The sequence below is a fragment of the Pseudonocardia oceani genome (assembly GCF_019263585.2).
GTDB lineage: Bacteria > Actinomycetota > Actinomycetes > Mycobacteriales > Pseudonocardiaceae > Pseudonocardia > Pseudonocardia oceani.
Window position 1 is genome coordinate 3,549,659 of the sequence record NZ_JADQDF010000001.1, and the last position, 20,420, is coordinate 3,570,078.

At 71.4% G+C, this 20,420-nt stretch carries 17 protein-coding genes and 1 pseudogene; 10 read left to right on the plus strand and 8 right to left on the minus strand.

Annotation, left to right across the window (positions count from 1 at the left end; translation table 11 throughout):
* Positions 1-75 precede the first annotated feature (75 nt).
* From I4I82_RS17910 to I4I82_RS17920, 3 genes and pseudogenes are all read right to left on the minus strand, one after another.
* Complete coding sequence (locus tag I4I82_RS17910; protein WP_218595882.1) at positions 76-645, minus strand: hypothetical protein; 570 nt, start codon at positions 643-645, stop codon at positions 76-78.
* A gap of 7 nt (positions 646-652) precedes the next feature.
* Positions 653-1,568, minus strand: a pseudogene (locus I4I82_RS17915) (IS5 family transposase).
* Positions 1,569-1,583: 15 nt separating this feature from the next.
* Positions 1,584-1,946, minus strand: coding sequence for an AlbA family DNA-binding domain-containing protein (locus I4I82_RS17920; RefSeq protein WP_218595883.1), 363 nt, complete (start codon positions 1,944-1,946; stop codon positions 1,584-1,586).
* Positions 1,947-2,076: 130 nt separating this feature from the next.
* Here I4I82_RS17920 and I4I82_RS17925 point away from each other — a divergent pair, with 130 nt between their 5' ends.
* Entirely contained in the window at positions 2,077-2,715 is a 639-nt protein-coding gene (locus I4I82_RS17925; RefSeq protein ID WP_225920621.1) for a GntR family transcriptional regulator, read from the plus strand.
* Between the two features lie 108 nt (positions 2,716-2,823).
* A complete protein-coding gene (locus I4I82_RS17930) occupies positions 2,824-3,348 on the plus strand; it encodes an NUDIX hydrolase (RefSeq protein WP_308112798.1) in 525 nt (174 codons plus the stop codon).
* On the opposite strand, the gene I4I82_RS17935 is transcribed toward I4I82_RS17930, so the two are convergent.
* From I4I82_RS17935 to I4I82_RS17945, 3 genes are all read right to left on the minus strand, one after another.
* Positions 3,334-4,449 (minus strand): NsdA family TPR-like regulatory protein, encoded by a 1,116-nt coding sequence (locus tag I4I82_RS17935; protein ID WP_225920622.1) that lies wholly within the window; start codon positions 4,447-4,449, stop codon positions 3,334-3,336. The two genes, I4I82_RS17930 and I4I82_RS17935, sit on opposite strands and share 15 nt — an antisense overlap.
* A 135-nt stretch (positions 4,450-4,584) precedes the next feature.
* Complete coding sequence (locus tag I4I82_RS17940; protein WP_032401348.1) at positions 4,585-5,910, minus strand: ISL3-like element ISPfr2 family transposase; 1,326 nt, start codon at positions 5,908-5,910, stop codon at positions 4,585-4,587.
* Positions 5,911-6,004: 94 nt separating this feature from the next.
* The gene (locus tag I4I82_RS17945; protein ID WP_218595884.1) at positions 6,005-6,961 is read right to left on the minus strand and encodes an NsdA family TPR-like regulatory protein; all 957 of its coding nucleotides are present in this window, start codon (positions 6,959-6,961) and stop codon (positions 6,005-6,007) included.
* A 223-nt stretch (positions 6,962-7,184) separates the two neighbouring features.
* Between I4I82_RS17945 and I4I82_RS17950 the strand changes: the two genes are divergently transcribed.
* From I4I82_RS17950 to mobF, 8 genes are all read left to right on the plus strand, one after another.
* Positions 7,185-7,448 carry a helix-turn-helix domain-containing protein gene (locus I4I82_RS17950; RefSeq protein ID WP_218590235.1) on the plus strand — a complete coding sequence of 88 codons (264 nt, stop codon included), beginning with the start codon at positions 7,185-7,187 and terminating at the stop codon, positions 7,446-7,448.
* Positions 7,449-7,451: 3 nt separating this feature from the next.
* Entirely contained in the window at positions 7,452-7,673 is a 222-nt protein-coding gene (locus I4I82_RS17955; RefSeq protein WP_218590234.1) for a hypothetical protein, read from the plus strand.
* Positions 7,670-8,167, plus strand: a complete 498-nt coding sequence (locus I4I82_RS35010; protein WP_218590233.1) for a WhiB family transcriptional regulator — start codon at positions 7,670-7,672, stop codon at positions 8,165-8,167. The genes I4I82_RS17955 and I4I82_RS35010 overlap by 4 nt, the downstream gene beginning before the upstream one ends.
* Positions 8,164-8,550, plus strand: a complete 387-nt coding sequence (locus I4I82_RS17965) for a hypothetical protein (RefSeq protein ID WP_218590232.1) — start codon at positions 8,164-8,166, stop codon at positions 8,548-8,550. Before I4I82_RS35010 ends, I4I82_RS17965 begins: the two co-directional genes overlap by 4 nt.
* A complete protein-coding gene (locus I4I82_RS17970; protein ID WP_218590231.1) occupies positions 8,547-9,149 on the plus strand; it encodes a DUF2637 domain-containing protein in 603 nt (200 codons plus the stop codon). The genes I4I82_RS17965 and I4I82_RS17970 overlap by 4 nt, the downstream gene beginning before the upstream one ends.
* Positions 9,146-10,999: a type IV secretory system conjugative DNA transfer family protein gene (locus I4I82_RS17975; RefSeq protein WP_218590230.1), complete on the plus strand. Its 1,854-nt coding sequence runs from the start codon at positions 9,146-9,148 to the stop codon at positions 10,997-10,999. Before I4I82_RS17970 ends, I4I82_RS17975 begins: the two co-directional genes overlap by 4 nt.
* A complete protein-coding gene (locus I4I82_RS17980) occupies positions 10,996-11,619 on the plus strand; it encodes a hypothetical protein (protein ID WP_218590229.1) in 624 nt (207 codons plus the stop codon). Before I4I82_RS17975 ends, I4I82_RS17980 begins: the two co-directional genes overlap by 4 nt.
* 129 nt (positions 11,620-11,748) lie before the next feature.
* Positions 11,749-16,095 carry a MobF family relaxase gene (gene mobF / locus I4I82_RS17985; RefSeq protein WP_218590228.1) on the plus strand — a complete coding sequence of 1,449 codons (4,347 nt, stop codon included), beginning with the start codon at positions 11,749-11,751 and terminating at the stop codon, positions 16,093-16,095.
* Between the two features lie 21 nt (positions 16,096-16,116).
* Here mobF and I4I82_RS17990 read toward each other — a convergent pair whose 3' ends face one another.
* Together I4I82_RS17990 and I4I82_RS17995 are read right to left on the minus strand one after the other, a co-directional pair.
* The gene (locus I4I82_RS17990) at positions 16,117-16,716 is read right to left on the minus strand and encodes a hypothetical protein (RefSeq protein WP_218590227.1); all 600 of its coding nucleotides are present in this window, start codon (positions 16,714-16,716) and stop codon (positions 16,117-16,119) included.
* A gap of 322 nt (positions 16,717-17,038) precedes the next feature.
* Positions 17,039-20,419, minus strand: coding sequence for a Swt1 family HEPN domain-containing protein (locus I4I82_RS17995; RefSeq protein WP_218590226.1), 3,381 nt, complete (start codon positions 20,417-20,419; stop codon positions 17,039-17,041).
* Position 20,420: the final 1 nt, after the last annotated feature.

The window sequence follows — 20,420 nt, forward strand, 5'->3', positions numbered from 1 at the left end:
ACTTGCCGGATAGTCGTTGGTGGAAATCTTCTCAAGAAGAAGCGTGCGAAGTTGTTCGGGCTTAACCTTTGAGGCCTAGAACATCGGGAAGTCACTGCCGTCGATTGCTGATAAACACGCAAAAAGAGCGCCGTCCGACACGGCGTCGAAGTCGATCTCGTCATGAACGGAGTACCACCGGTGAAGGGTACTAGGCTTAACGCGGTGCCCGGCATCCATGCGCCATTGCCGAACCTGATTCGCAATCTCGTGTGTCGGGCCGCTGAGCGGAAAGTCGGGTAGAAGCGTCTCGTCGATCTTGATCGCCGTTGCCCCCTTCTCGGGCCCAACGATTGTCACCGGTATCCCTTCACCGCTCGCTGTCAGGACGTATCCAGTTTCTGACCCAGGGCTGGTCGCAACTAGCTGTGTTGCCACCGGCAGAGAAGCTACATGATCGATGCGGGCGATGAATGCCTTGAGGTTGCGAGTCAGTAGTCGATCCATCGCAGTGTTGACTTCGAGTTGCGTAGCCGGCCCGGTAGCGCTTTGGCGACGGACGTAGACGACTCCCTGCTGAATGGCCGTCTTGTTTGACCCCGGGTATTGGATCGTCTTGTCGAAAACAATCAAGCGCGAGCTAGGGTAAACCCAGAGAAAGCCCACGATTTTGTTATAGTACGACAGCTCTGAGAGCGTGTTTGAGAAGATCAAGTCGCGGGTGTGAAGACGTACTTCTGTTGGCGGGCGGCCGGCTTGCCGCGGGCGATGCGGCGGGTGATGGTGTTGATCGCGGCCCAGCGGATCATGGCCTCGGAGACGGCGGGGTGGCGTTCGTAGTCGCGGGCCAGACGGCGGTGTGCGGTCAGCCAGGCCAGTGTCCGCTCGACCACCCAGCGGCGCGGGAGGACGGCGAACCCGCGCTGCTCAGGCGGTTTGCGCACGACCTCGACGCTGGTGCGCAGGATCGTGTTCGCCCACTCCAGCAGGCGTCCGGCGAACCCGGCGTCGGCGTAGACGAACCGCACCCTGGTGCGCAGGTACAGGTCGAGCAGGATCGACTTCGCCCCGTCGCGGTCCTGCACCGACGCCGAGCACACCACCGTGGTCAACAGCAGGCCCAGGGTGTCGGTCACGATGAACCGCTTCCGGCCGTTGATCTTCTTCCCTGCGTCGAAGCCGCGCGAGTCCTGCCCGACGGTGTCGGCACCCTTCACCGACTGCGAGTCGATGATCCCCGCGCTCGGTTCCGGGTCCCGCCCCTCGTCGGCACGTAGCTGACGGCGCACGACCGGGAGGATCTTCTCGGTGACCTTCTGCTGTTCCCACCGGTTGAAATACCAGTAGACGGTCTGCCAGGGCGGGAAGTCCGCTGGTAGAGCCCGCCAAGCGCACCCCGCCCGCACGACGTAGAGGATCGCGTCGACCACGTCCCGGCGCGGGTGCTTCTCCGGACGCCCACCCGCCCCGGCCTCGGGCAACAGCGGTTCGATCAACGCCCACTGCTCATCGCTGGTGTCCGAGGGATACCGCCGCTGACGCCGAGCCACCCGTCCACGATGGACCAGAGCGCGGCCCGCGCGGCGCAGACACGCCGACCCTTCTCAAACACGGTCTGAGTATGCGGTTCGGACTGCCGAGTTTCCGCTGTACTTAGTAATTCGGCTGGCAACTTTGGTGGGATCGAACACTTGCAGTAATGACTCTGCCAGTCCGGTCCGTGTTCCATCATCCGAGACGCCGAGCACAAGAACGCCTCCGCCGGTATTTGCTAGGGCGACAGCATGTTTCACGAAGTCGAGCCACTGACTGTCGGACTGGTCAAATTCTCGCTTGAAGTCGAGGTGGTTATGCTCAACTCGAGAGCTGTTGCTTCCCAGCTCGCGCAGAAGGCGGCGCATCTCCTCGTCGGGCGCAATGCGGCCATCTAGTACGAAATTGTCGACCAGTTGTGCCGCAGACTGCATCGGGTCTATCTCCTATCGCGTGAAGCGAACTGGCGGCGACGTTGCTGCCCAGTAACGGGCTCGAGAAGTGCTCTGTGGCCAGGTTGTGTTGATAAGGGTTTAGTCACTCGTTGCGTTCCTGTCAACTGCGATGCGCTATTCGCTGCGCAGCGCGGGCCGGGTTGGCGCTGCGGTCGATGGTGGTGGCGGGCAGGATCGAGGTGGCCGAGCGTCTAGGTCCAGCTGTCAGCCGCAAGTGCTCGCCACTGAGCTATGGTCGCCTTGCGTGGGTGCGCTAGCGACGCCCTATACTCGCGTAGTAGTTGTACCCGGCCTGTGGGAGCGTGGGCGTTTGAACCCCCGAGGCACTTCGCGGCGTATCGCCGGAGAACTGCGGGAGCGAGTTGTCTCCGGCCGGCTTGCCTCTGGAGCCTTTCTGCCCTCTGAGGGCATGTTGTCGGAAGAATTCGGCGCCTCCCGTGGCACCGTTCGATCGGCATTGGCCATCCTGACAGGAGAAGGGTTAATTGAGTCGGTCCGCGGTCGGGGGCGGCGCGTTGTGGGTGAGCCTCAAGTAATAGAAGGTTCAAATGCGTACGAGAAGATTGCGCTCGATCTCAAGGCTCGTGTAGCCGAGGGAGAGTTCTCCGCTGACGAGCCTCTCCCAAGTGAGGCAGAGTTGGTCGCCGCTTACGGTGTCTCCCGAAATACTGTTCGCCGGGCGTATCGATCGTTAACAGAGGACGGTATCGTGTTCGTTCGTCAGGGGGCGGGCGCGTTTCTGCGTTAGGTTGAGCAGTCATACACTCGGAATTCGGCACCTTAGCCTCGCTACAGTCAGGATATGGAGCACTCGTTGGATGAGAGTGGCAGCTGGTCTGTTCATGGTGGCAGGCCCGTGTACCGGAACGAGTGGGTGTCTGTCGACATTGCGGAGGTTGAGCTTCCTTCTGGCGAGCGATTCGAGCACCACGTCGTCACGCTCAAGCCGGCCGCGATGACCGTCGTGCTCGACGACTCAAGCGAGCATGTACTGATGGCGTGGCGGCACCGGTTCGCGCCGGACCTGTGGAACTGGGAGTTGCCAGGCGGGTTGCTCGACCCGGGAGAGGCGCCGGCCGAGACGGCGGCGCGTGAGGTCGAGGAAGAGACTGGCTATCGGCCGCGGTCCGTCGAGCACCTCGTGACGTTCGAGCCCAACGTCGGGATGGTCCGCAACGCGCACCACGTGTTTGTCGCGCGCGGCGCCGAGAAGGTGGCCGAGGCCACAGAGCTGAACGAAGGCACGTTCGAGTGGGTGCCGCTCGCCGAGGTTCCCGAGCTGATTCGCGCGCAGAAGATCGTCAACTCGGGGTCGCTCGTCGGGCTGCTGCACGTCCTCGCGCTCAGCGGGCCGGGCGCGCCGACGTCACGCGGCGAGTAGCTGCGCGATCCGTCGGCGCTGGCGCACCGAGCCGGTACGGCCGGCCAGTTCCGCGGCCCTGCGTGCGTGAGCCTGCGAGTCGCCGATGTCGCCGCGCGCGGCGAGGGCGAGCGCCAGGTCGACGCGCAGGCCGACCTCCGCACGCCCGTACTGACCCTCGCCCATTGCGTGGAGCGCGCTCGTCAGGTCGTCGATTGCTCCGCCGTCGCCGAGCCGGGCGAGACAGTGGCCGCGCCAGCGGGCGAGGTGGCCGGCGCCGAGCATGACGTAGGGCAGCGAGTCGTCCTGCGCGTCGTTCGGGAGGAGGTCGGCTGCCGCGTCGAGCGCGCGCAGGGCGCCGTCACGCCGTCCGAGAGCTGCGAGCGACTCGCCCTCGGCGGCATGCAGCCACGCCAGCAGTACCGACGGAACGGCGGAGCCGGCTTGCGTCCGGGCACGCGCGATGAGGGCGTGCGCGTCGTCCGGCTGGCCCGCGTCGAGCAGGACGTAGCCCTGCTGTGCTGTGGCGTACGCGAGGCCGGCCGCCTGCCCGCTCTCCCGCGCGGCCGCCGTCGCGATCTCGTGAAGCCGCCACGCCTCGCGCACGTCGCCGCTGTCGAGCGCTTGCCAGCCGGCGAGAGCGGCGGCCTGGCCGAGCTCGTCGGCTGCCGCCTCCCGATGCGCGCCCGGCAGGGCGTGGCGGAGCAGGCCGTCGATCTGCTCGACGTGCGCCACGGTCTGCTTGAACGTCAGTGCGCCGCCGAGCCGGCGGTCCAGCAGGCGGATGCTCTGCGTGTGGTCGCGGAGCAGTGTGACGACGCCAGGATCGAGACGAGTGAAGGCAAGCGGTAGCGCATCGTCGAGGGCCGGCGCCGGTGGCGGAGGTGCCGGCTCGTCCGCGATGCCCAGCTCGATGGCGCTGCGGCGGTAGGCCTTGCACAGCAGGTCCCGGTAGAAGGGGCTGACCGCCCCACCCTTGTTCTCCCACATCGCGATGCGGCGCTTGACGCTCTCGTCCGGCGGCAACGGGTTCTTGGTACCGGCGGCCCGGCGCAGCTCGTGGATCAGCTGCGCCTGCGTCCACTTCCGTTCTGCACGTGCCTGAGCAAGCCGGTTCGGCATCGCTCCTCCTGGTCCGACCCCTCCTCACCATGACGCGCTGACCTGCGGAGATCAACCCTGATGCGGAACTCGCGTCACCCCACGTCATCCCGCGTCATCTGCCGCCACACCCACCCTCGGCCGCACTCTCGGGGCTCATCCCAATCGGGGGTGTAGGAGTTGGGGTCTGAAGCCGCCGGTCTCGAGCAGGCTTCGGGCGATGTAGTTGGTCAGGTTGCGGAACCCGAGTGCGGAGCCGCGCAGGTGTTCGAGCCGTCCGTTGAGCGCCTCGGTCGGCCCGTTGCTGGTGCCGGGTCGTTCGAAGTAGGCGAGCACGTCAGCGGCTCGCTTCTTCAGGGTCCGGCCCAGGGTGGTGAGCTCGGTGAGCACCTTGGGGACGCCGGCGCTGAGGTCGGTGATCAGCTTCTCCATGAGCTCGCGGCCACGTTGCCGGTCCTCGTGGCGATAGGCGGCGATCATGCGCTGGTAGACACCCCAGGTCGCCTCGACCTCGACGTGAGCGTCATCAACGAACAGCGCGCGTAGCCTGTCGCTCTGCTTGTCGGTGAGCAGGTCCGCGCCGGTGTGCAGCGTGCGCCGCGACTTGTAGAGCGGGTCGTCCCTGAACCCACGGTGCCCGTGGATCGCGAGTTGGACCCGGCGCCGGCACCTGTCGAGGGCGTCACCGGCCAAGCGCACGACGTGGAAGGGATCCATCACCGTGACCGCGTCCGGGATCTCCTCTGCAGCGGCGGTCTTGAACCCGGTGAAGCCGTCCATCGCGACCACCTCGACCGCGTCACGGAAGGCGTCGTCGCGGTCGGCGAGCCAGGTCTTGAACGCCGCCTTCGACCGGCCCTCGACCATGTCCAGCAGCCTTGCTGGGCCGGCGCCATCGCGGACCGGGGTGAGGTCGATGATCACGGTGACGTACTTGTCGCCACGCCTGGTGTGGCGCCAGACGTGCTCATCGACGCCAATGACCTTCACGCCCTCGAACCGCGTGGGGTCGTTGATCAGCAGCCGATTGCCTTCGGCCAGGACCGCGTTGTTGGCGGTGTCCCACGCGACCCCGAGTCCCTCGGCGACACGGGCGACGGTGAGGTGTGCGACCACGATCCCTTCCAGCGCCCACCGCAACCCGGTGCGCGAGAGCTTCGCGCGTGGCTCCGCCGCGGCGCTGGTGTCTTGGCGCCACACGTGTCCGCAGTCGGCACAGCGGTAGCGGCGCACTACAACTTCCAGCACGGTCGGTCGCCAGCCCAGCGGCTCGTGGGCCAACCGCCGGATCACGGTGTCACGAGCAGCGCCTTCGCTGCCGCACCGTCGGCACCACTGATCTGGTTCCACCACGCGGCACGCGAGGACCGCACGATCCGGTTCAAGTCGTTGCCCGGTCACGCTCAGACCGAGGCCGTCGAGTCGAGCGAAGGCGGTCAGGTCAGGGCGGCCGAAGCCGGCCGGCGGGGTAGCGTCGGACACGTCGAGGTCTTTCGGATGGATGGCGTAGGAACCTCCATCGTCGGGAGACCTCGACGTCTATCTGCGGACCGACGCGCCCGGCCGACCTACACCCTCATCTGGGAAGAGCCCCCATTGCGTGGAGCGCGCTCGTCAGGTCGTCGATTGCTCCGCCGTCGCCGAGCCGGGCGAGACAGTGGCCGCGCCAGCGGGCGAGGTGGCCGGCGCCGAGCATGACGTAGGGCAGCGAGTCGTCCTGCGCGTCGTTCGGGAGGAGGTCGGCTGCCGCGTCGAGCGCGCGCAGGGCGCCGTCACGCCGTCCGAGAGCTGCGAGCGACTCGCCCTCGGCGGCATGCAGCCACGCCAGCAGTACCGACGGAACGGCGGAGCCGGCTTGCGTCCGGGCACGCGCGATGAGGGCGTGCGCGTCGTCCGGCTGGCCCGCGTCGAGCAGGACGTAGCCCTGCTGTGCTGTGGCGTACGCGAGGCCGGCCGCCTGCCCGCTCTCCCGCGCGGCCGCCGTCGCGATCTCGTGAAGCCGCCACGCCTCGCGCACGTCGCCGCTGTCGAGCGCTTGCCAGCCGGCGAGAGCGGCGGCCTGGCCGAGCTCGTCGGCTGCCGCCTCCCGATGCGCGCCCGGCAGGGCGTGGCGGAGCAGGCCGTCGATCTGCTCGACGTGCGCCACGGTCTGCTTGAACGTCAGTGCGCCGCCGAGCCGGCGGTCCAGCAGGCGGATGCTCTGCGTGTGGTCGCGGAGCAGTGTGACGACGCCAGGATCGAGACGAGTGAAGGCAAGCGGTAGCGCATCGTCGAGGGCCGGCGCCGGTGGCGGAGGTGCCGGCTCGTCCGCGATGCCCAGCTCGATGGCGCTGCGGCGGTAGGCCTTGCACAGCAGGTCCCGGTAGAAGGGGCTGACCGCCCCACCCTTGTTCTCCCACATCGCGATGCGGCGCTTGACGCTCTCGTCCGGCGGCAACGGGTTCTTGGTACCGGCGGCCCGGCGCAGCTCGTGGATCAGCTGCGCCTGCGTCCACTTCCGTTCTGCACGTGCCTGAGCAAGCCGGTTCGGCATCGCTCCTCCTGGTCCGACCCCTCCTCACCATGACGCGCTGACCTGCGGAGATCAACCCTGATGCGGAACTCGCGTCACCCCACGTCATCCCGCGTCATCTGCCGCCACACCCACCCTCGGCCGCACTCTCGGTATCGCACGAGGTCACAGCGTTGACAAAGCGCCACTCGTGCCTACGCTGTCTAGTACACGTACCGTACGTGTACATAACGAGGGAGTGGTCATGCGAGGTTTGCAGTTGCGAACGGAACCGCCGGCCGGAGCGCCGCAGTTCTACAGCGTCGCCGAGGTGGCGCGGCTGCTCGGGATGTCGGCGATGACCGTCTATCGGGCCATCGCGGCGGGGGAGTTCCCGGCCGTGAAGATCCGCGGCCGGCTCATCGTCCCGGCCCGCGCGCTCGAGGAGATGGTCGAGGCCGCCGTGGCGGACCGCAGCGTCGTCGACGCCGCGGAGTGGGTCCCCTTCCAGCCCGGCCGGGGGGTGTGAGCGATGCCCAGCGTCGGAGTCCTGATCTTCTTCGCCATCGTCGGCGCGATCATCTGCGCCAAGGCGCGGGTGCCCGGCGGGGCCGTGGTGTTCGCGCTCGTCGCCATCGTTCTCTTCGTCTCGACGCCGGTCGGTGCGGGCCTGCCCGGCGCTGTCGCGACGTTCCTCTCGACCCTCGACAACGCCGCGACGCCGGCCCTGTCCGGATCCGGAGCGGTCGGATGAACGGCGAGTGGCGGGCCCGAGCGGAGTGCCGCTCGGTCGAGCCCGAGACGTTCTTTCCCACTGCCGAGGACGGTCCGGTCTACGAGGCGCAGGTCGCCGTCGCCAAGGCCGTGTGCGCGCGGTGCCCCGTCCGGGCCGAGTGCCTGGCCGAGGCGCTGGTGCGCATCCCCTTCGGCATCGCCGGCGGGCTCACGCCGGAGGAGCGGCGGGGGCGCGGGTCGTCGGAGGCGGGGCGCGCCGTCGCCACGCTCGACGCCGGGCTGCGGCCGGGCGCGACGCGGGTGGAGGTCGAGGCCGCCGGGCAGGTCCTGCTGACGGCGGGACGGCCGGTCGTCGAGGTCGCCCACCGGTGCGGCGTCACCGCCCGCACCGTCACCCGCTGGATCAGCAAGGCGGAGGGGAGCCGCGGCTGCAACCGGGCCCCCCTCCTGATCTCCCACACGCACAGCACCCAGGCAGGGACACAGACGCAGGAAGGGCCCGATCCTAGATGAGCACCACCGCAACGACACCCACCGACGACGGCCGCGCGCCCGCGGTCGCCCGCGCCGAGCAGGCGACCGACGGGTGGGAGGACGTCGCCCGCCTGCAGCGCTGGGCCGGCCCGGACCACGCCGACTTCTACGCCCTCGCCGGCGAGCTGGTCCGCACCCTGCACGCGGTCGAGGACCTGACGCAGGTGCTCGCCGCCCAGGTCGCCCGCTACGCCACCGGCCGCACCCTCTACGACGACACCCGCGCCGTCGACCCGGCCACCCGGCTCGCCGACGCCGTCGAGCAGCTCCGCGCCGCCCGCGCCGGCGTCGCAGCGGCCGAGAGCCGGTTCAACGAGTTCTGGTCGATCATCGGCCACATCGGCGTCGAGGTGACGACATGAGGGCCCGCGCTGTGCTCTACGGGCTGCTGCTGGTCGTCGCCACGGCCGCCGCCGTCCTCTCGTTCGCCGCCCTGCGCGATCTCGCCCTGCTGTGCGGGTTCTCGCCGGACTTGGCCTGGCTGCTGCCGGTCGTCGTCGACGCCGGCGCCGCGGCCGGGTCGCTCGTCTGGCTCGGCGGGGCCGTGTCGACGAGCGCCCGCCGGTTCGCCCGCTCGCTCGCGCTGGCGCTGCTCGGGCTGTCGGTCGCGGCGAACGCGCTCGGCCACGGGCTCGCCGCCTTCGGTCAGGGACCGGCCTGGTGGGTCGTCGTCATCGTGTCCGCCGTCGCACCGGCCGTGCTCGGCGCCGTCGTCCACCTGGCGGTGCTCGTCGGGCGTCCCGTGCCGGATATGGCTCCGGCCGAACCGGACGTCGACGACGACCGCGCGGCCGGCCTGATCGCCGAGGGCGCCGGCCGTCGCCGGATCGCCCGCGAGCTGGGTGTCTCGGAGTACGAGGCCCGCCGGCTCCTCGACCGCGCCCGCACCACCACCCCACCGCCCGAACTCGCCCACGCCGCCACCAACGGCGCCCCGATCCGATCGGAGATCCAGCCGTGAACGGCTCCGCCCTGCTCGTCCTCGCCGTGTCCGCCGGGGTGGCCTGGGCCGCCTGGACCCGAGGCGCCCGCCTGGTCGCCGTCGCCTTCGGGGCGTTCGCCCTGCTGCCGGCGATCACCCTCTACTGGCAGACCCCCGGGTGGGTCCTCGCCCTGCTGCTCGCGCCGGCGGCCCTGCTGCTCTGGCACCGCTACGCCCGCACGTCCGCGGTCGTCGTCCGCTGGGGTGCCCGCACCCGGCGCAAGGTCGGCGTCGCCTCCACTGCCGACATCGTCAAGGTGGCCGGCTCCCTGGCGATGCGCCGCCGGGCCGGGACCGTCCGGCCGTCCCTCGCCGCCGTCACCCGGTGGCAGCGGGTCGCGCGCTACTGGACCGTCCGCACCGCCGACGTCGCCGTGCTGCTCTGCCGCGCCGGGCTGATGCGCGTGTGGGCGTCCAGCGAGGACGTCGTGTGCATCTTCGGCGGTCCGCGTACCGGCAAGTCGCAGTACCTCGCCGGCCGCATCTTGGACGCACCCGGCGCCGTCCTGGTGACCTCGACCCGCACCGACCTCTATGACCTGACCGCGCCCCTGCGCCGCTCCCGCGGCCCGGTCTACGTGTTCAACCCGGTCGGTCTCGCGTCGCTCGGCTCGACGGTCACCTTCGACCCGCTCACCGGCTGCACCAACCCCGTGACGGCCGCCGAGCGCGCGGCCGACCTGCTCTCGGCCGGCACGTGGGGTGGCGGGTCGGGCGATCGGGAGTTCTGGGAGTCGCAGGCCCGGCGCGTCCTGGCCGCGCTGTTGCACGCCGCCGCCCTCGACCACGACCTGACGATGCACGACGTGCAGCGGTGGGTCACCGACCCGGACGACGCCAAGGCCGAGGTGGCGTCGCTGCTGCGCCGCTCGCCCCAGCCGGCGTTGCAGCAGGACGCTGCGCAGTTCCTCGCGACGAACGAGAAGACGCGCTCCTCGATCACGTCCACGATCATGCCCGCGCTCGGCTGGCTCACCCACGAGGCGGCGACCGCCGCGGCGACGGGCCCGCGCACCGGGGGAGCAGGGTTCGACGTCGCCGAGCTGCTCGACGCCCGCGCGACGGTCTACCTGCTCGGTGCCGAGGAGACGCAGACCGCGCCGCTCGTGTCCGCGCTCACCGGGCACATCGCCCGCGAGGCCCGACGGATCGCCGCACTGCGCAAGGGCGGTCGGCTGGACCCGCCGCTGACACTGGCGCTCGACGAGGCGGCGCTGATCTGCCCGGTGCCGCTGCATCAGTGGACGGCCGACATGGGCGGGCGCGGCGTGACCATCATCGGCGCGTTCCAGTCCCGCGCGCAGCTGCTCGATCGCTGGGGCGACGCCAAGGCCGAGGTCATCCTCAACAACACCGCCGCCGTCATGGTGTTCGGTGGCACCCGCTCCCGCGACGACCTCAACTATTGGTCGACGTTGGGTGGCGACCGCGACGAGCCGATCACCACGACCGACCTGCACGGACGCGTCGCGTCCCGGACGGTCCGCCGGGTCCCGGTGCTCGCGCCGGCGCAGATCGCGAACCTGCCCGCCGAGACCGTCGTCGCCTTCCGTCGCGGGATGCCGCCGGTGATCGGCCGCGTGGAGATGGCCTACCGGCGCCCCGACGTCCGCGCGTGGCAGTACCCGGACGCGCCCGACGTCCGTCTCCGCGCCGCCGCCCGCACGGCCCGCGGGTGGCTGGCGGTCCACGCCGCCCGGCCGGTCGCGTGGGTGGCGAGTGTCCTCCGTCGGGCGGCCGAGCCGTGGCGCGCCGTCGAGGTCGTGCCGATCGAGGAGCGTCCGCTGCTCCGCGTGGTGCCCGGTGAGGGCGACCGGTGGCCGCGATGAGCGCGCCCGAGGACGAGCAGCTCGCCGCCGTGGCGAAGGCCGTGGAGCGCAACAGCCGCCGGGTATCCGCGCTCGACGCGCTGGTCCGCCAGCTCGCCGGGGACCTCGCCGAGGTAGCCGCCGCGCTCACCCCGGCCGGGGAGGCGCCGACCGCGGTCCGGTCCTGGATGCTCGCGCAGGACCCCGAGCAGGCCGTCACCGACCTCGCCGATCTCATCGCGTGGACCCGCCGCGTCTACCTCCGCTACCCGGACGCCGTGCTCTCCGCCTGCTGGCTCTGGCACCCGGACGTGATCGAGGAGCTGTGGTGGCTGCGCCGCGCGCACGCCGAGGCGTTCGACCCCCAGGCGGGCACCTGGCCCCGCGTCGGCGACTGGCACGAGCGCCAGCGCCCCGGCGTCGCCAAACGCGTCCGCGCCGCGATCGGGACGTGCGAGCTGTCCCTGCACCGCACCGGCACCGCGAACGCCCGACCCGCCGCACCCGCGCCGCTCGCCGACCACGCCGAGCTGATCGCCATCGCCTGGACGAAGGACGCACTCGCCCCACGACCCGAACCGACCGACGAGCAGCTCCACGAAGCCGACATCCACACCCGCCAGCAACACCGACGCACCTGACAGAAGCGCATCACCGCCAGGACGAGCAGAAGAACCAAGGACGAAGCACACCGAGGCATCACGATCCCGTGGTGATCTTCGCTCGCCCTGGCGGGCTCGCTCGATGGCAAGATCGACAAGGAGACTGCCGTGCTCAGCATCGCCACCGGACACTCCGTCCGCTACCTCACCGACGCCGTCGCCAAGGGCCGCGAGAACTACTACACCGGCGCCGTCGCCGCGGGCGAACCGCCGGGGCGTTGGTATGGCGCCGGCGCCGAGGCCCTCGGGCTCGACGGCCACGTCGACCCGCACCTGATGGAGGCGCTCTACTCGCACCTGCGGGACCCGCGCGACCCGCGCTCGCGCTCGCCGGAGACCTGGGACGAGGCCGACGCGCTCGCGCCGGGACACCGCAAGTACCGCAGCGCGGACGAGATCTACACCGGGCTGCTGGAGTCGCACCCGGACGCCGGACCCGAGGAGCGGGCCGAGCTGCGCGCGCAGGCCGAGCGTTCCTCCCGTCAGGCCGTCGCGTTCCTCGACCTGACGTTCTCCGCGCCCAAGAGCGTCACCGTGCTCGCCGTCGCCTTCGAGCGGGCGGCCAACGACGCGCGCGCCGCCGGCGACGAGGAGGCCGCGCAGGCGTGGGAGGCGCACGCGCAGGCCGTCGAGGAGGCCGTGATGGCCGGTGCCCGCGCCGTGATCGACTACCTGCAGGACGAGGCCGGCTACTCGCGCGTCGGGCACCACGGCGGCGGCGCCGGCCGTTGGGTGGACGCGCACGAGTGGGTCGTCGCGCAGTTCCTGCAGCACGACTCCCGCGACAAGGACCCGCAGCTGCACGTCCACCAGGCTGTGCTCAACCGGGTCCCGTGCGCGGACGGGACGTGGCGCACGCTCGACTCCCGCGCCATCCACGCCCTGCGCGGCGCGGCCGGCGCGATCGCCGAGCGGGTCATGGAGGCCCACATGACGCGCTCGCTCGGCGTCGAGTTCGCCACCCGTCCCGACGGGCGGGCGCGGGAGGTGGTCGGCGTGTCGGCCGAGGTGATGGACCTGTTCTCCTCGCGCCGGCGCGCGGTCACCGGTCGGACGGCGGAGATGCTCGGCGAGTTCCGCCGGACCTACGGGCGCGAACCGTCGTCGGCGGAGCGGTTCTACATCGCCCGGCAGGCCACGCTCGCCACCCGCGCGGCGAAGTCGCACGTGGGGGAGACCCGCGCCGAGCAGCTCGCCCGGTGGACCGAGCGGTGCGCGAGCACGATCGGGACCGGGCTCGGGCAGGTCGCCCACGACGTGCGGGCCCGCGCTCAGCAGGCGAGCGAGGCGGCCGCGTGGTCGGTGCGTGACGTCGTCGACCGCGCGCTCGCCGGGGTGTCGGAGACGAAGCAGGCGTGGACCCGGTCGGGGCTCCTGCGGGCCGTCTCCGACGCGCTGCCGGGCAACCTGCGCATACGGCCCGAGGACGTCCGCCCGTTGCTCGACGGGCTCACCGACGCCGCGCTCGACGGCGCGGTCCCGGTGACCCGCCCGGGCGACACGACGAACCTGCCGGCGTCGGAGCTGCTCGCCAACGGCCAGTCGCCCTACACCGCGCCCGCCGTCGCCCTGTTCACCACCGAGGGCCAGGTCTCGGCGGAGCACGCGCTGCGCGCGGCAATGGTCCGCCGCGGCACGGCCCGGTTCACCACGGACGCCGCGGACGCGCTGGTCGCCCGGTTCGCCACGTCCGGGCGCCCGCTGGGCGTCGACCAGGCGGCGGCGCTGCGCGGCGTCCTGACGTCCGGCGCGCAGGTCGAGGTCCTGTCGGCCGCGCCCGGCACCGGCAAGTCGTTCGTCGTCGGTGCGCTGTCCGAGGCATGGGCCGGCGTCGACGACCGGCGCGTCTTCGGGCTCACCCCGTCGCAGGTGGCGGCCGGGGTGCTCGCCCAGGAGGGCGTCACCGCCGCGACGAACACGGCCGCGTGGCTCGGCGCACAGACCCGGCTCCGCACCGGCTCCGCGGCCGACGAGCGGTGGCGGCTGCGACCCGACGATCTCGTGGTCGTCGACGAGGCGAACATGGCCGGGACCGACCAGCTCGCCGAGATCCAGGCCCGGTGCGCCGAGGCCGGCGCGAAGCTGCTGCTCGTCGGCGACCCGCGCCAGCTCGGCGCCGTCGGGCCCGGCGGGGCGATGGCCGACGTCGCCGAGCACGGCATCCGCTACGAGCTCGCCGACGTCCGCCGCTTCCATTCGCAGTGGGAGCGCGCCGCGTCGCTGCGGCTGCGCGACGGGGACACGGGCGTGCTCGCCGAGTACGCCAAGCACGGTCGGCTTCGCGAGGGCGGTACGCCCGAGCAGGCCGAGACCGCCGCGTCCCGGGCGTGGCTCGCCGACACCCTCGCCGGCCGTGAGTCGCTGCTGATGGTCCGCGACAACGCCGCCGCCGCACGGGTGTCGGCCGCGCTGCGCGCCGAGCTGGTCGCGCTCGGCCGCGTCGACGAGCACGGCGTGCCGCTGGCTCGTGAGGGTTGGGAGGGCGTGGTGGCCGGCGTCGGGGATCTCGTGCAGGCCCGCCGCAACGGCTGGGAGCTGATCGGCGTCGACGGCAACACCCGCGCCCCGATCAACCGCGACACCTACCGCGTCACCGCGCTGCGCCCGGACGGCGGGCTCACCGTGGCGCCGGTGGTCGAGCGCCGCCCGGACGGGGAGGTGCTCGGCGACCCGCTCGCCCTGCCACCCACCTACGTGGCCGCCGACCTGACGCTCGGCTACGCCTCCACCGTCCACGCCGCCGAGGGCCGCACCGTCGACACCGCCCACTGCGTGCCCGGAGCCGGGACGGACCTTCCCGGGCTGCTGGTGCCGATGACCCGCGGTCGGGACAGCAACACCGCGTGGGTGGTCACCACCGCCACCGTGGCGGACGCCGACACCGGGCAGACGTTCGAGATCGAACCGCGCAGTGCCGCCGCGGTGCTCGCCGACGTGCTCGACGGCTACGTGCACGAACGGTCGGCACTGGCCGAGCGTGAGCAGGACGAGATCGCCGCGCGCTCGACGATGACCCACGTCGACCAGCTCGCCGACGTCATCGGCCGCACCGTCACCGCCGGCCGAACCGCCGCCACGCTCGACCGGCTCACTGCCGAAGGCGCCATCACTTCCGACCAGCGCGCCGCGCTCGCCGCCGACGAGGCGTTCGGCTCGCTGGAGCGGCTGCTGCGCACCGCCGAACTCGCCGGCCACGACCCCGACGCAATGCTGTCCGGCGTGCTCGCCGACCGGGACCTGACCGGCTCACGCTCGCCCGCCCAGGTACTCCACAGCCGCATCACCACCGCGTACGCCGGTCGGCTCACCCCGCACCTAACGACGATGAGCGACCTCATCCCGTCCCGGGTGCCGGAGGAGTGGGCCGCGTGGATGCACGACCGGGCCGAGGCGGCCGACACCCGCCGACACGAACTCGGCGCCGAGGTCGCTGAGCAGCCGCCGCGGTGGGCCCTCGACGCGCTCGGCCCCGTCCCGGCCGACGACGACGTGCTCGCCCGCCAGGAGTGGGAGCACCGCGCCGGCTGGGCCGCGGCCTACCGCGAACTCGCCGGCTACACCGACGACCGCGACCCGCTCGGCTTCGCGCCGGCCCCCGGCCTCGCCGAGAAGGCTGCGGTCTACCGGGCCGCCCACGAGGCCCTCGGTCTGCTCGACGCCGGCGCCGAGGAGGCCGACCTGACCGACGGCCAGCTCCGCGCCCGGTACGTCGCGTACCAGCGGGAGGAGCAGTGGGCGCCGCGCGATGTCGCCGACGAACTCGACGCCCTCCACCAGGCCCTCGCCCAGGCGCGCACCGACGCCGAGGTGTGGGCCGCCCACGCCGACGCCCCGGGCGTCGACGAGGCCGACGGCGCCCGGCTCCGCGCCGATGCCGCCGCGGCCGCGCACGAGGCGGAGCAGCTCGCCGCCCGCGCCGCCGTACTCGAGGACGCCGACGAGGCCCGCGGCCGGTGGTACGTACACACCGCCGTCACGCGGGACGAGGCCCACCGCTCCGGCGCCGAACTCCGCGCCCGCGGCATCGACCCCGACGAGCCCGATGACCGTGTGACTGGGGACGAGTGGCTCGCGGCCCACCTCGCCGAGCAGACCGACGCCGACCGCGACCGCACGATCCACGACGAGCACGAGCTGCACGACCCGGCGGCCGAGCGACTCGACGAGCCGGTCGACGCGGTCGAGACCGCCGTGCCCGACGCCCGTGAGGCCAGTACCGCGCACCCGAGCGAGCGGACCGACCCGGCTGAACGTCGACGCATCCCGACGGTCGATGAGACCGCCGAGACCGTCGAGCGCGCGCAGGCCGCCCTCGCCGAGATCACGGCCCGGCAGCAGGCCGAGGCTGCCCGCGCCGCGCGGGCTGCCGAGGACGAGCAGCTGATCGAGCTGGGCCGGCAGGCCGAACCGGTCGTCGAGCTGGACGACGGCGCGGAGCTGGTGCGCGATCGCTGACGCCGGCGCGCGGGTCGGTGTCTACGCCGTGGCGTCGACCCGCGCCCGCACGTGTTCCCAGTGGCGCCGCGCGTCGGCCCGCGCCTGATCCCGGGCCGCCTGCTCGGCAGCGCGCCAAGCCGCATCCCGCTCGGCGGGCCGGCGGCCGTAAAGGTGCCGTCGATCGCGCCGGATGCTCGCGGCCCGGTGCCAGCTCGTGTAGATCGGGAAGTCCTCCCGGACACCGAGCAGCCACGCCAGCGTCCGCCAGGCGCCATAGGCGAACTCCGCGTCGTCGATGGCCGCCGGCGCCGGCTCGACGCCGAGCCGGCGCCAGTCCTCCTCCGTCGGCGTCAGCGCGCCGGCCGCGACGCACAGCGCCACCCACGACTCCGCCCGCACCAGCTCCCACGTGGCGCCCGGCGTCCACGAGCCGTCCGGGTGAAGCGTGCCCGGCACCGCACGATGGGTCAGCGGCGACACCTCGCCGATCGTGAGCCACGCCAGCGCAGCGGCCACGCCAGCATCGCGGGCGGTCACCGCGCGCGGGCCGAGCCCGAGTCGGCGCACGCTCACCCGCTCGCACTCCCGCACCGCGTCGACGTCCGGGACCACCCACGACGGCAGGACCAGTGTGGACACGACCTGAGTATGCGACCGGCCCCCGACGATTTGAAGCACGAGCTCCCCGGGCTCCGCCCGGACCCGGCCCTTCCTCCAGCGGAGCCGGCCAAGGACGAATGCTGCGGTAGGAGGGTGGTGGGGGAGGCTCCGCCGTCGCTCGGTCGCCCGGAGGGATGCCACACCGGCGGCGGGCGCCGCAAGCGAAGAACGTGCTTGCACCGCCCACCGCCGGCGTGGCGTTGCTGCGCACGCCCGACCGACGGCGGAGCCACACCCGCATCTCTGCTGGGTAAGGCGGCAGAGCCAGCTCACAGTTCACTTCCGGATGTGCCGCCTAGCTCTAGCTCGGCTCAAAGCCGGAGTCGGAGAACCTGAGCACCGTCGCGTTCTCCCGAATCGTGCGCATCTTGGCCTCGTCGAAGCCCCCCGGGGCGTGGGCTGTGATCTCGACCCGAACCTCAAGGTGTACGCCCTCGACGGCAGCGAGTTGAGCTACGACCTCCTGGGCGAGCTTTGCGAAGTCACCCGCGTAGCGCTCCGCGTTGAGCTCTTTCACGCCGTAGTAGCGGGTAAACCGGGTCGGGGTGGGCGCCGGTTGTCCACCGCCGGGCCTCGGTCCGGGTCCGACCGTACCGCCGGGTCCGGTATCGACGACCGGATCGGCGGGACCGGGTCCGCCGCCGGCCGCGGCCTCGCGCCGCTCTTCGTCTGCGCGCAGTTGCGCCAACGCCCGATCGGGTTGCACTAGGAGGACGGAGTCGGTGATCTCGGGAGCGCGCCCGGCGCTGCCGGGAACAACAAGTCCGGAGTACCGTTCCCCGTCCCATCCAGTGGCTAGCGCGAAACCGGTGTCCTGCCAGAAGAGCTCGCTGTCGATCACGGCAGCCACCCCATCGGCGAGTACCGAGCGATCACGTAGCCGAGCCAAGTAGGGGTAGGTGGTGTAGTAGCCCCACAGTTCGCCGAACGTGATGTGTCCGGCCTTGTCCCATGCGGGGCGCAGCGGACCGTCGAGGTCCAGGCGTATCACATTCGCGGCGCGTTGCAATGATAGGTCGTCGCCTGCGCGCAGCTTGGCCGCCGTGCGGTCGGCGACGTCGTCGGTCGTGCCGTCCGCCTTAACGGGCTTAATCGTTACCGGTTGGTCCTGCGGCAGCAGTGCCCAGTGGAACGTGGCGGGGAGCCGGTCACGAACGGTCTGGTCGGCGCGGTCCCGGCGGTCCTCGGCCTGGGCGCGCTGCGCGGCGGTGAGCCCGAGGGCCTTGTCGGCGTTGTCGCGCACGTACTTCCACGCCAGGAACTGGCGGATGGAGTCGTCCAGTTCCTTCCACCGGGTTGCGTCGGCCGCGAGGAAGACCACCATGTTCTGGTGCACCCGCGCTGCAGAGCCGCGGCGTTGCGCCACGTTGAGCGCCCACACCGCGGCAGGTGACTCGTCTTTCTGCTTGCGGTCGTAGGTCTCCTTGCACGGCACGATCACCAGCCGCACGTCAGCGGTGTCCGGCACGTCCGCCGAGCTGTCCGGGGTGACGTGCACGGCGGCGAACCCGCGGGGCGAGTTCTTCTTGACCGGGTCGAGCCTGCGTTTGACCTCGGCCCAGACGTCTTCGGGGTGCAATCGCTCGGCGTGGTCGCGTGCCGTGCGGGTGGTGTTGGCCTGCGTGTCGTACCAGTAGGCGGACCCGGAGCTGTAGAAGTACGTCGCCCGGTTGGCCAGGTGGTTCAGGGCCGAGTGGAAGTTTCCGGGCACGTCGCCGGGCAGCGCGGTACCCAGGAACAACCGGGCCCGGTCCAACCCCTTGTGGGCGGTGCTCAGCGTCGGGGTGGCGCCGACGAACACCGTCCGGGCAAGCCGCTGCGTGGTGTGCCGGGCGCCGAGCAGCGGGTGCTCGTTGTCGACCTGGGCTGGGGCGGAGGTGGGACCGTCCACGTCGGCGTCGACGATCGGCTTCCACCGGTCGTCGAGGTATTGGGAGATTTCGGTGAGCACCAGGTCGGTGTCCAGTGGCACGGAACCGGGCATGATCAGCGGGGCGGTGTCGCCCTCTCGCCAGAGCTGGCCGACCACGGTATTCATCAGCCGAAGCACACCGCGGGTGCGTTGGAAGCGGTCGAGGGTGGACCAGTCTTCATAGAGTCGGTCGAACAGCTCGGGATGAACTGGGTAGGAGCGACGGATCCGGTCGCCGTACGCGGAGTCGGTCACCGCCTTGGGGAAGTCGCCAGAGTTCTTGCGGTAGAAGGCGACCATCGCGTCCGCGGTGGCGGCAATCTGGGCGAGCTGAGCGCCGTCGGGGGTGGCGAACAGGCGGCGCCGCACGATCTCGAAGCTCTCGTCCGCGCTGGCCGCGCGCCACTGGTCGGCGGTGCGACGCACGACGTTCTGCAGCCGGCGTAGCGCCTCGCGCCCGTTCTCCCCACCCACTTCCTCATCACTGGCCCCGTCGGCGCCGTCGGTGGTGGCGGCATCAGACGAGGCCGGGATGGAGATCACGACGAGCACGCCGGGCACAGCCTTGGCGGTCTCGGTCAGGGACTGGGCGAAGGTGAACTGGGTGTCGAAACTGCCGCCAGCGAGGTCGTCGCGCCCGTAGAGCCCGCGCGCGTAGGCCACCCACTCGTCGATGAGGATCACGGCGGGGCCGTAGCGGAGGAACAGCTCGCGGAGCGCCTCACCGGGGTTTGTGGAGGTGCGGTCGGCCTCGGCGACAATCGCGAAGCCGTCGCGGCCGCCGAGCTGCCAGGCCAGCTCGCCCCAGAGCGTGCGAACGACGGTGCCGTCGGCCTTGGTCTCCAGCCCAGACGGGGCAATCTGGTTGCCCACCAGCGCGACTCGGCGTACGGACGCGGGAAGGCTGAGTCCAGCAAGCAGGTCCTGTACCTCTTGTGGATAGTCGACCAGCGGCCGGCCTGATGCCAAATGCCACAGCGACAGCATCGAGTGGGTCTTGCCGCCGCCGAAGTTGGTCTGGAGGTTAATGACCGGCGACGCGTTCAGGTCTCCGGATAGGCGGCGAGTGGCGCGTTTGATCAGGTCCTTCAAGCCCGTGGTGAGGAAGGTGCGGCGGAAGAACTCGATAGGGTCGGTGTACTCGGCGTCGCCCTCACCGCGCGCCACCATCGAGAGGTCGGCTGCGAACTCGGCCGCGTGAAAATTGCCGCTCGCTACGTCGTCGTGGGGGCGCAGCACTTCCCGCCACGGAATCAGCCCGGTCGAGCGCAGGTCGGCCGAGCTGCCGCTGCGGACCACCTTCCGGTCTTCCTGCTCGGCGGAGACCCGCCGAAGGTCGATCCGCTGGCGTTTGACCTCCTCAGCTTGGGCGGGGGTGCCCGCGGCCCGTAGTAACCGCTCAACTGAGTCGAGCGCCCGGTAGGCGTCGTCGGCGGTGAACGAAGCGTTGTGTGCCCAGTTGTTGCGGGTCTCACGAAGCTCACTGGCCAGCGACTGCTCGGAGCGAGACAGGTGAGGATTGAATGGGAACCACCCGTCCTTCACCGCACCGGTGACGTTTTCGCTGAGCATTCGCAGGCTGCACTGCGGGTCGAGCCGGCTGTAGACCCCGGGACGGCCACCGCGCTGGGCGTCCTTAGCGGCCAGCACCAGCGTCCAGTCCGACCCCTCGGCGAGGTCGGGGGCCAGTACGCGGGTGATGAACTCGTCTAGCCCGACGGCCAGCTGCTCGAACGCCTGGCCCACCCGCTCACGGTTGCTCGGTGCCATG

Bases quoted from the DNA above. Each gene is read 5' to 3' on its own strand.
- I4I82_RS17920 (WP_218595883.1), bottom strand. From the start codon at position 1,946: ATGCAGTCTGCGGCACAACTGGTCGACAATTTCGTACTAGATGGCCGC.
- I4I82_RS17955 (WP_218590234.1), top strand. From the start codon at position 7,452: ATGCCCAGCGTCGGAGTCCTGATCTTCTTCGCCATCGTCGGCGCGATC.
- I4I82_RS17935 (WP_225920622.1), bottom strand. From the start codon at position 4,449: ATGCCGAACCGGCTTGCTCAGGCACGTGCAGAACGGAAGTGGACGCAG.
- I4I82_RS17945 (WP_218595884.1), bottom strand. From the start codon at position 6,961: ATGCCGAACCGGCTTGCTCAGGCACGTGCAGAACGGAAGTGGACGCAG.
- I4I82_RS17950 (WP_218590235.1), top strand. From the start codon at position 7,185: ATGCGAGGTTTGCAGTTGCGAACGGAACCGCCGGCCGGAGCGCCGCAG.
- I4I82_RS17980 (WP_218590229.1), top strand. From the start codon at position 10,996: ATGAGCGCGCCCGAGGACGAGCAGCTCGCCGCCGTGGCGAAGGCCGTG.
- I4I82_RS17970 (WP_218590231.1), top strand. From the start codon at position 8,547: ATGAGGGCCCGCGCTGTGCTCTACGGGCTGCTGCTGGTCGTCGCCACG.
- I4I82_RS17965 (WP_218590232.1), top strand. From the start codon at position 8,164: ATGAGCACCACCGCAACGACACCCACCGACGACGGCCGCGCGCCCGCG.
- I4I82_RS35010 (WP_218590233.1), top strand. From the start codon at position 7,670: ATGAACGGCGAGTGGCGGGCCCGAGCGGAGTGCCGCTCGGTCGAGCCC.
- I4I82_RS17995 (WP_218590226.1), bottom strand. From the start codon at position 20,419: ATGGCACCGAGCAACCGTGAGCGGGTGGGCCAGGCGTTCGAGCAGCTG.
- I4I82_RS17925 (WP_225920621.1), top strand. From the start codon at position 2,077: ATGCGCTATTCGCTGCGCAGCGCGGGCCGGGTTGGCGCTGCGGTCGAT.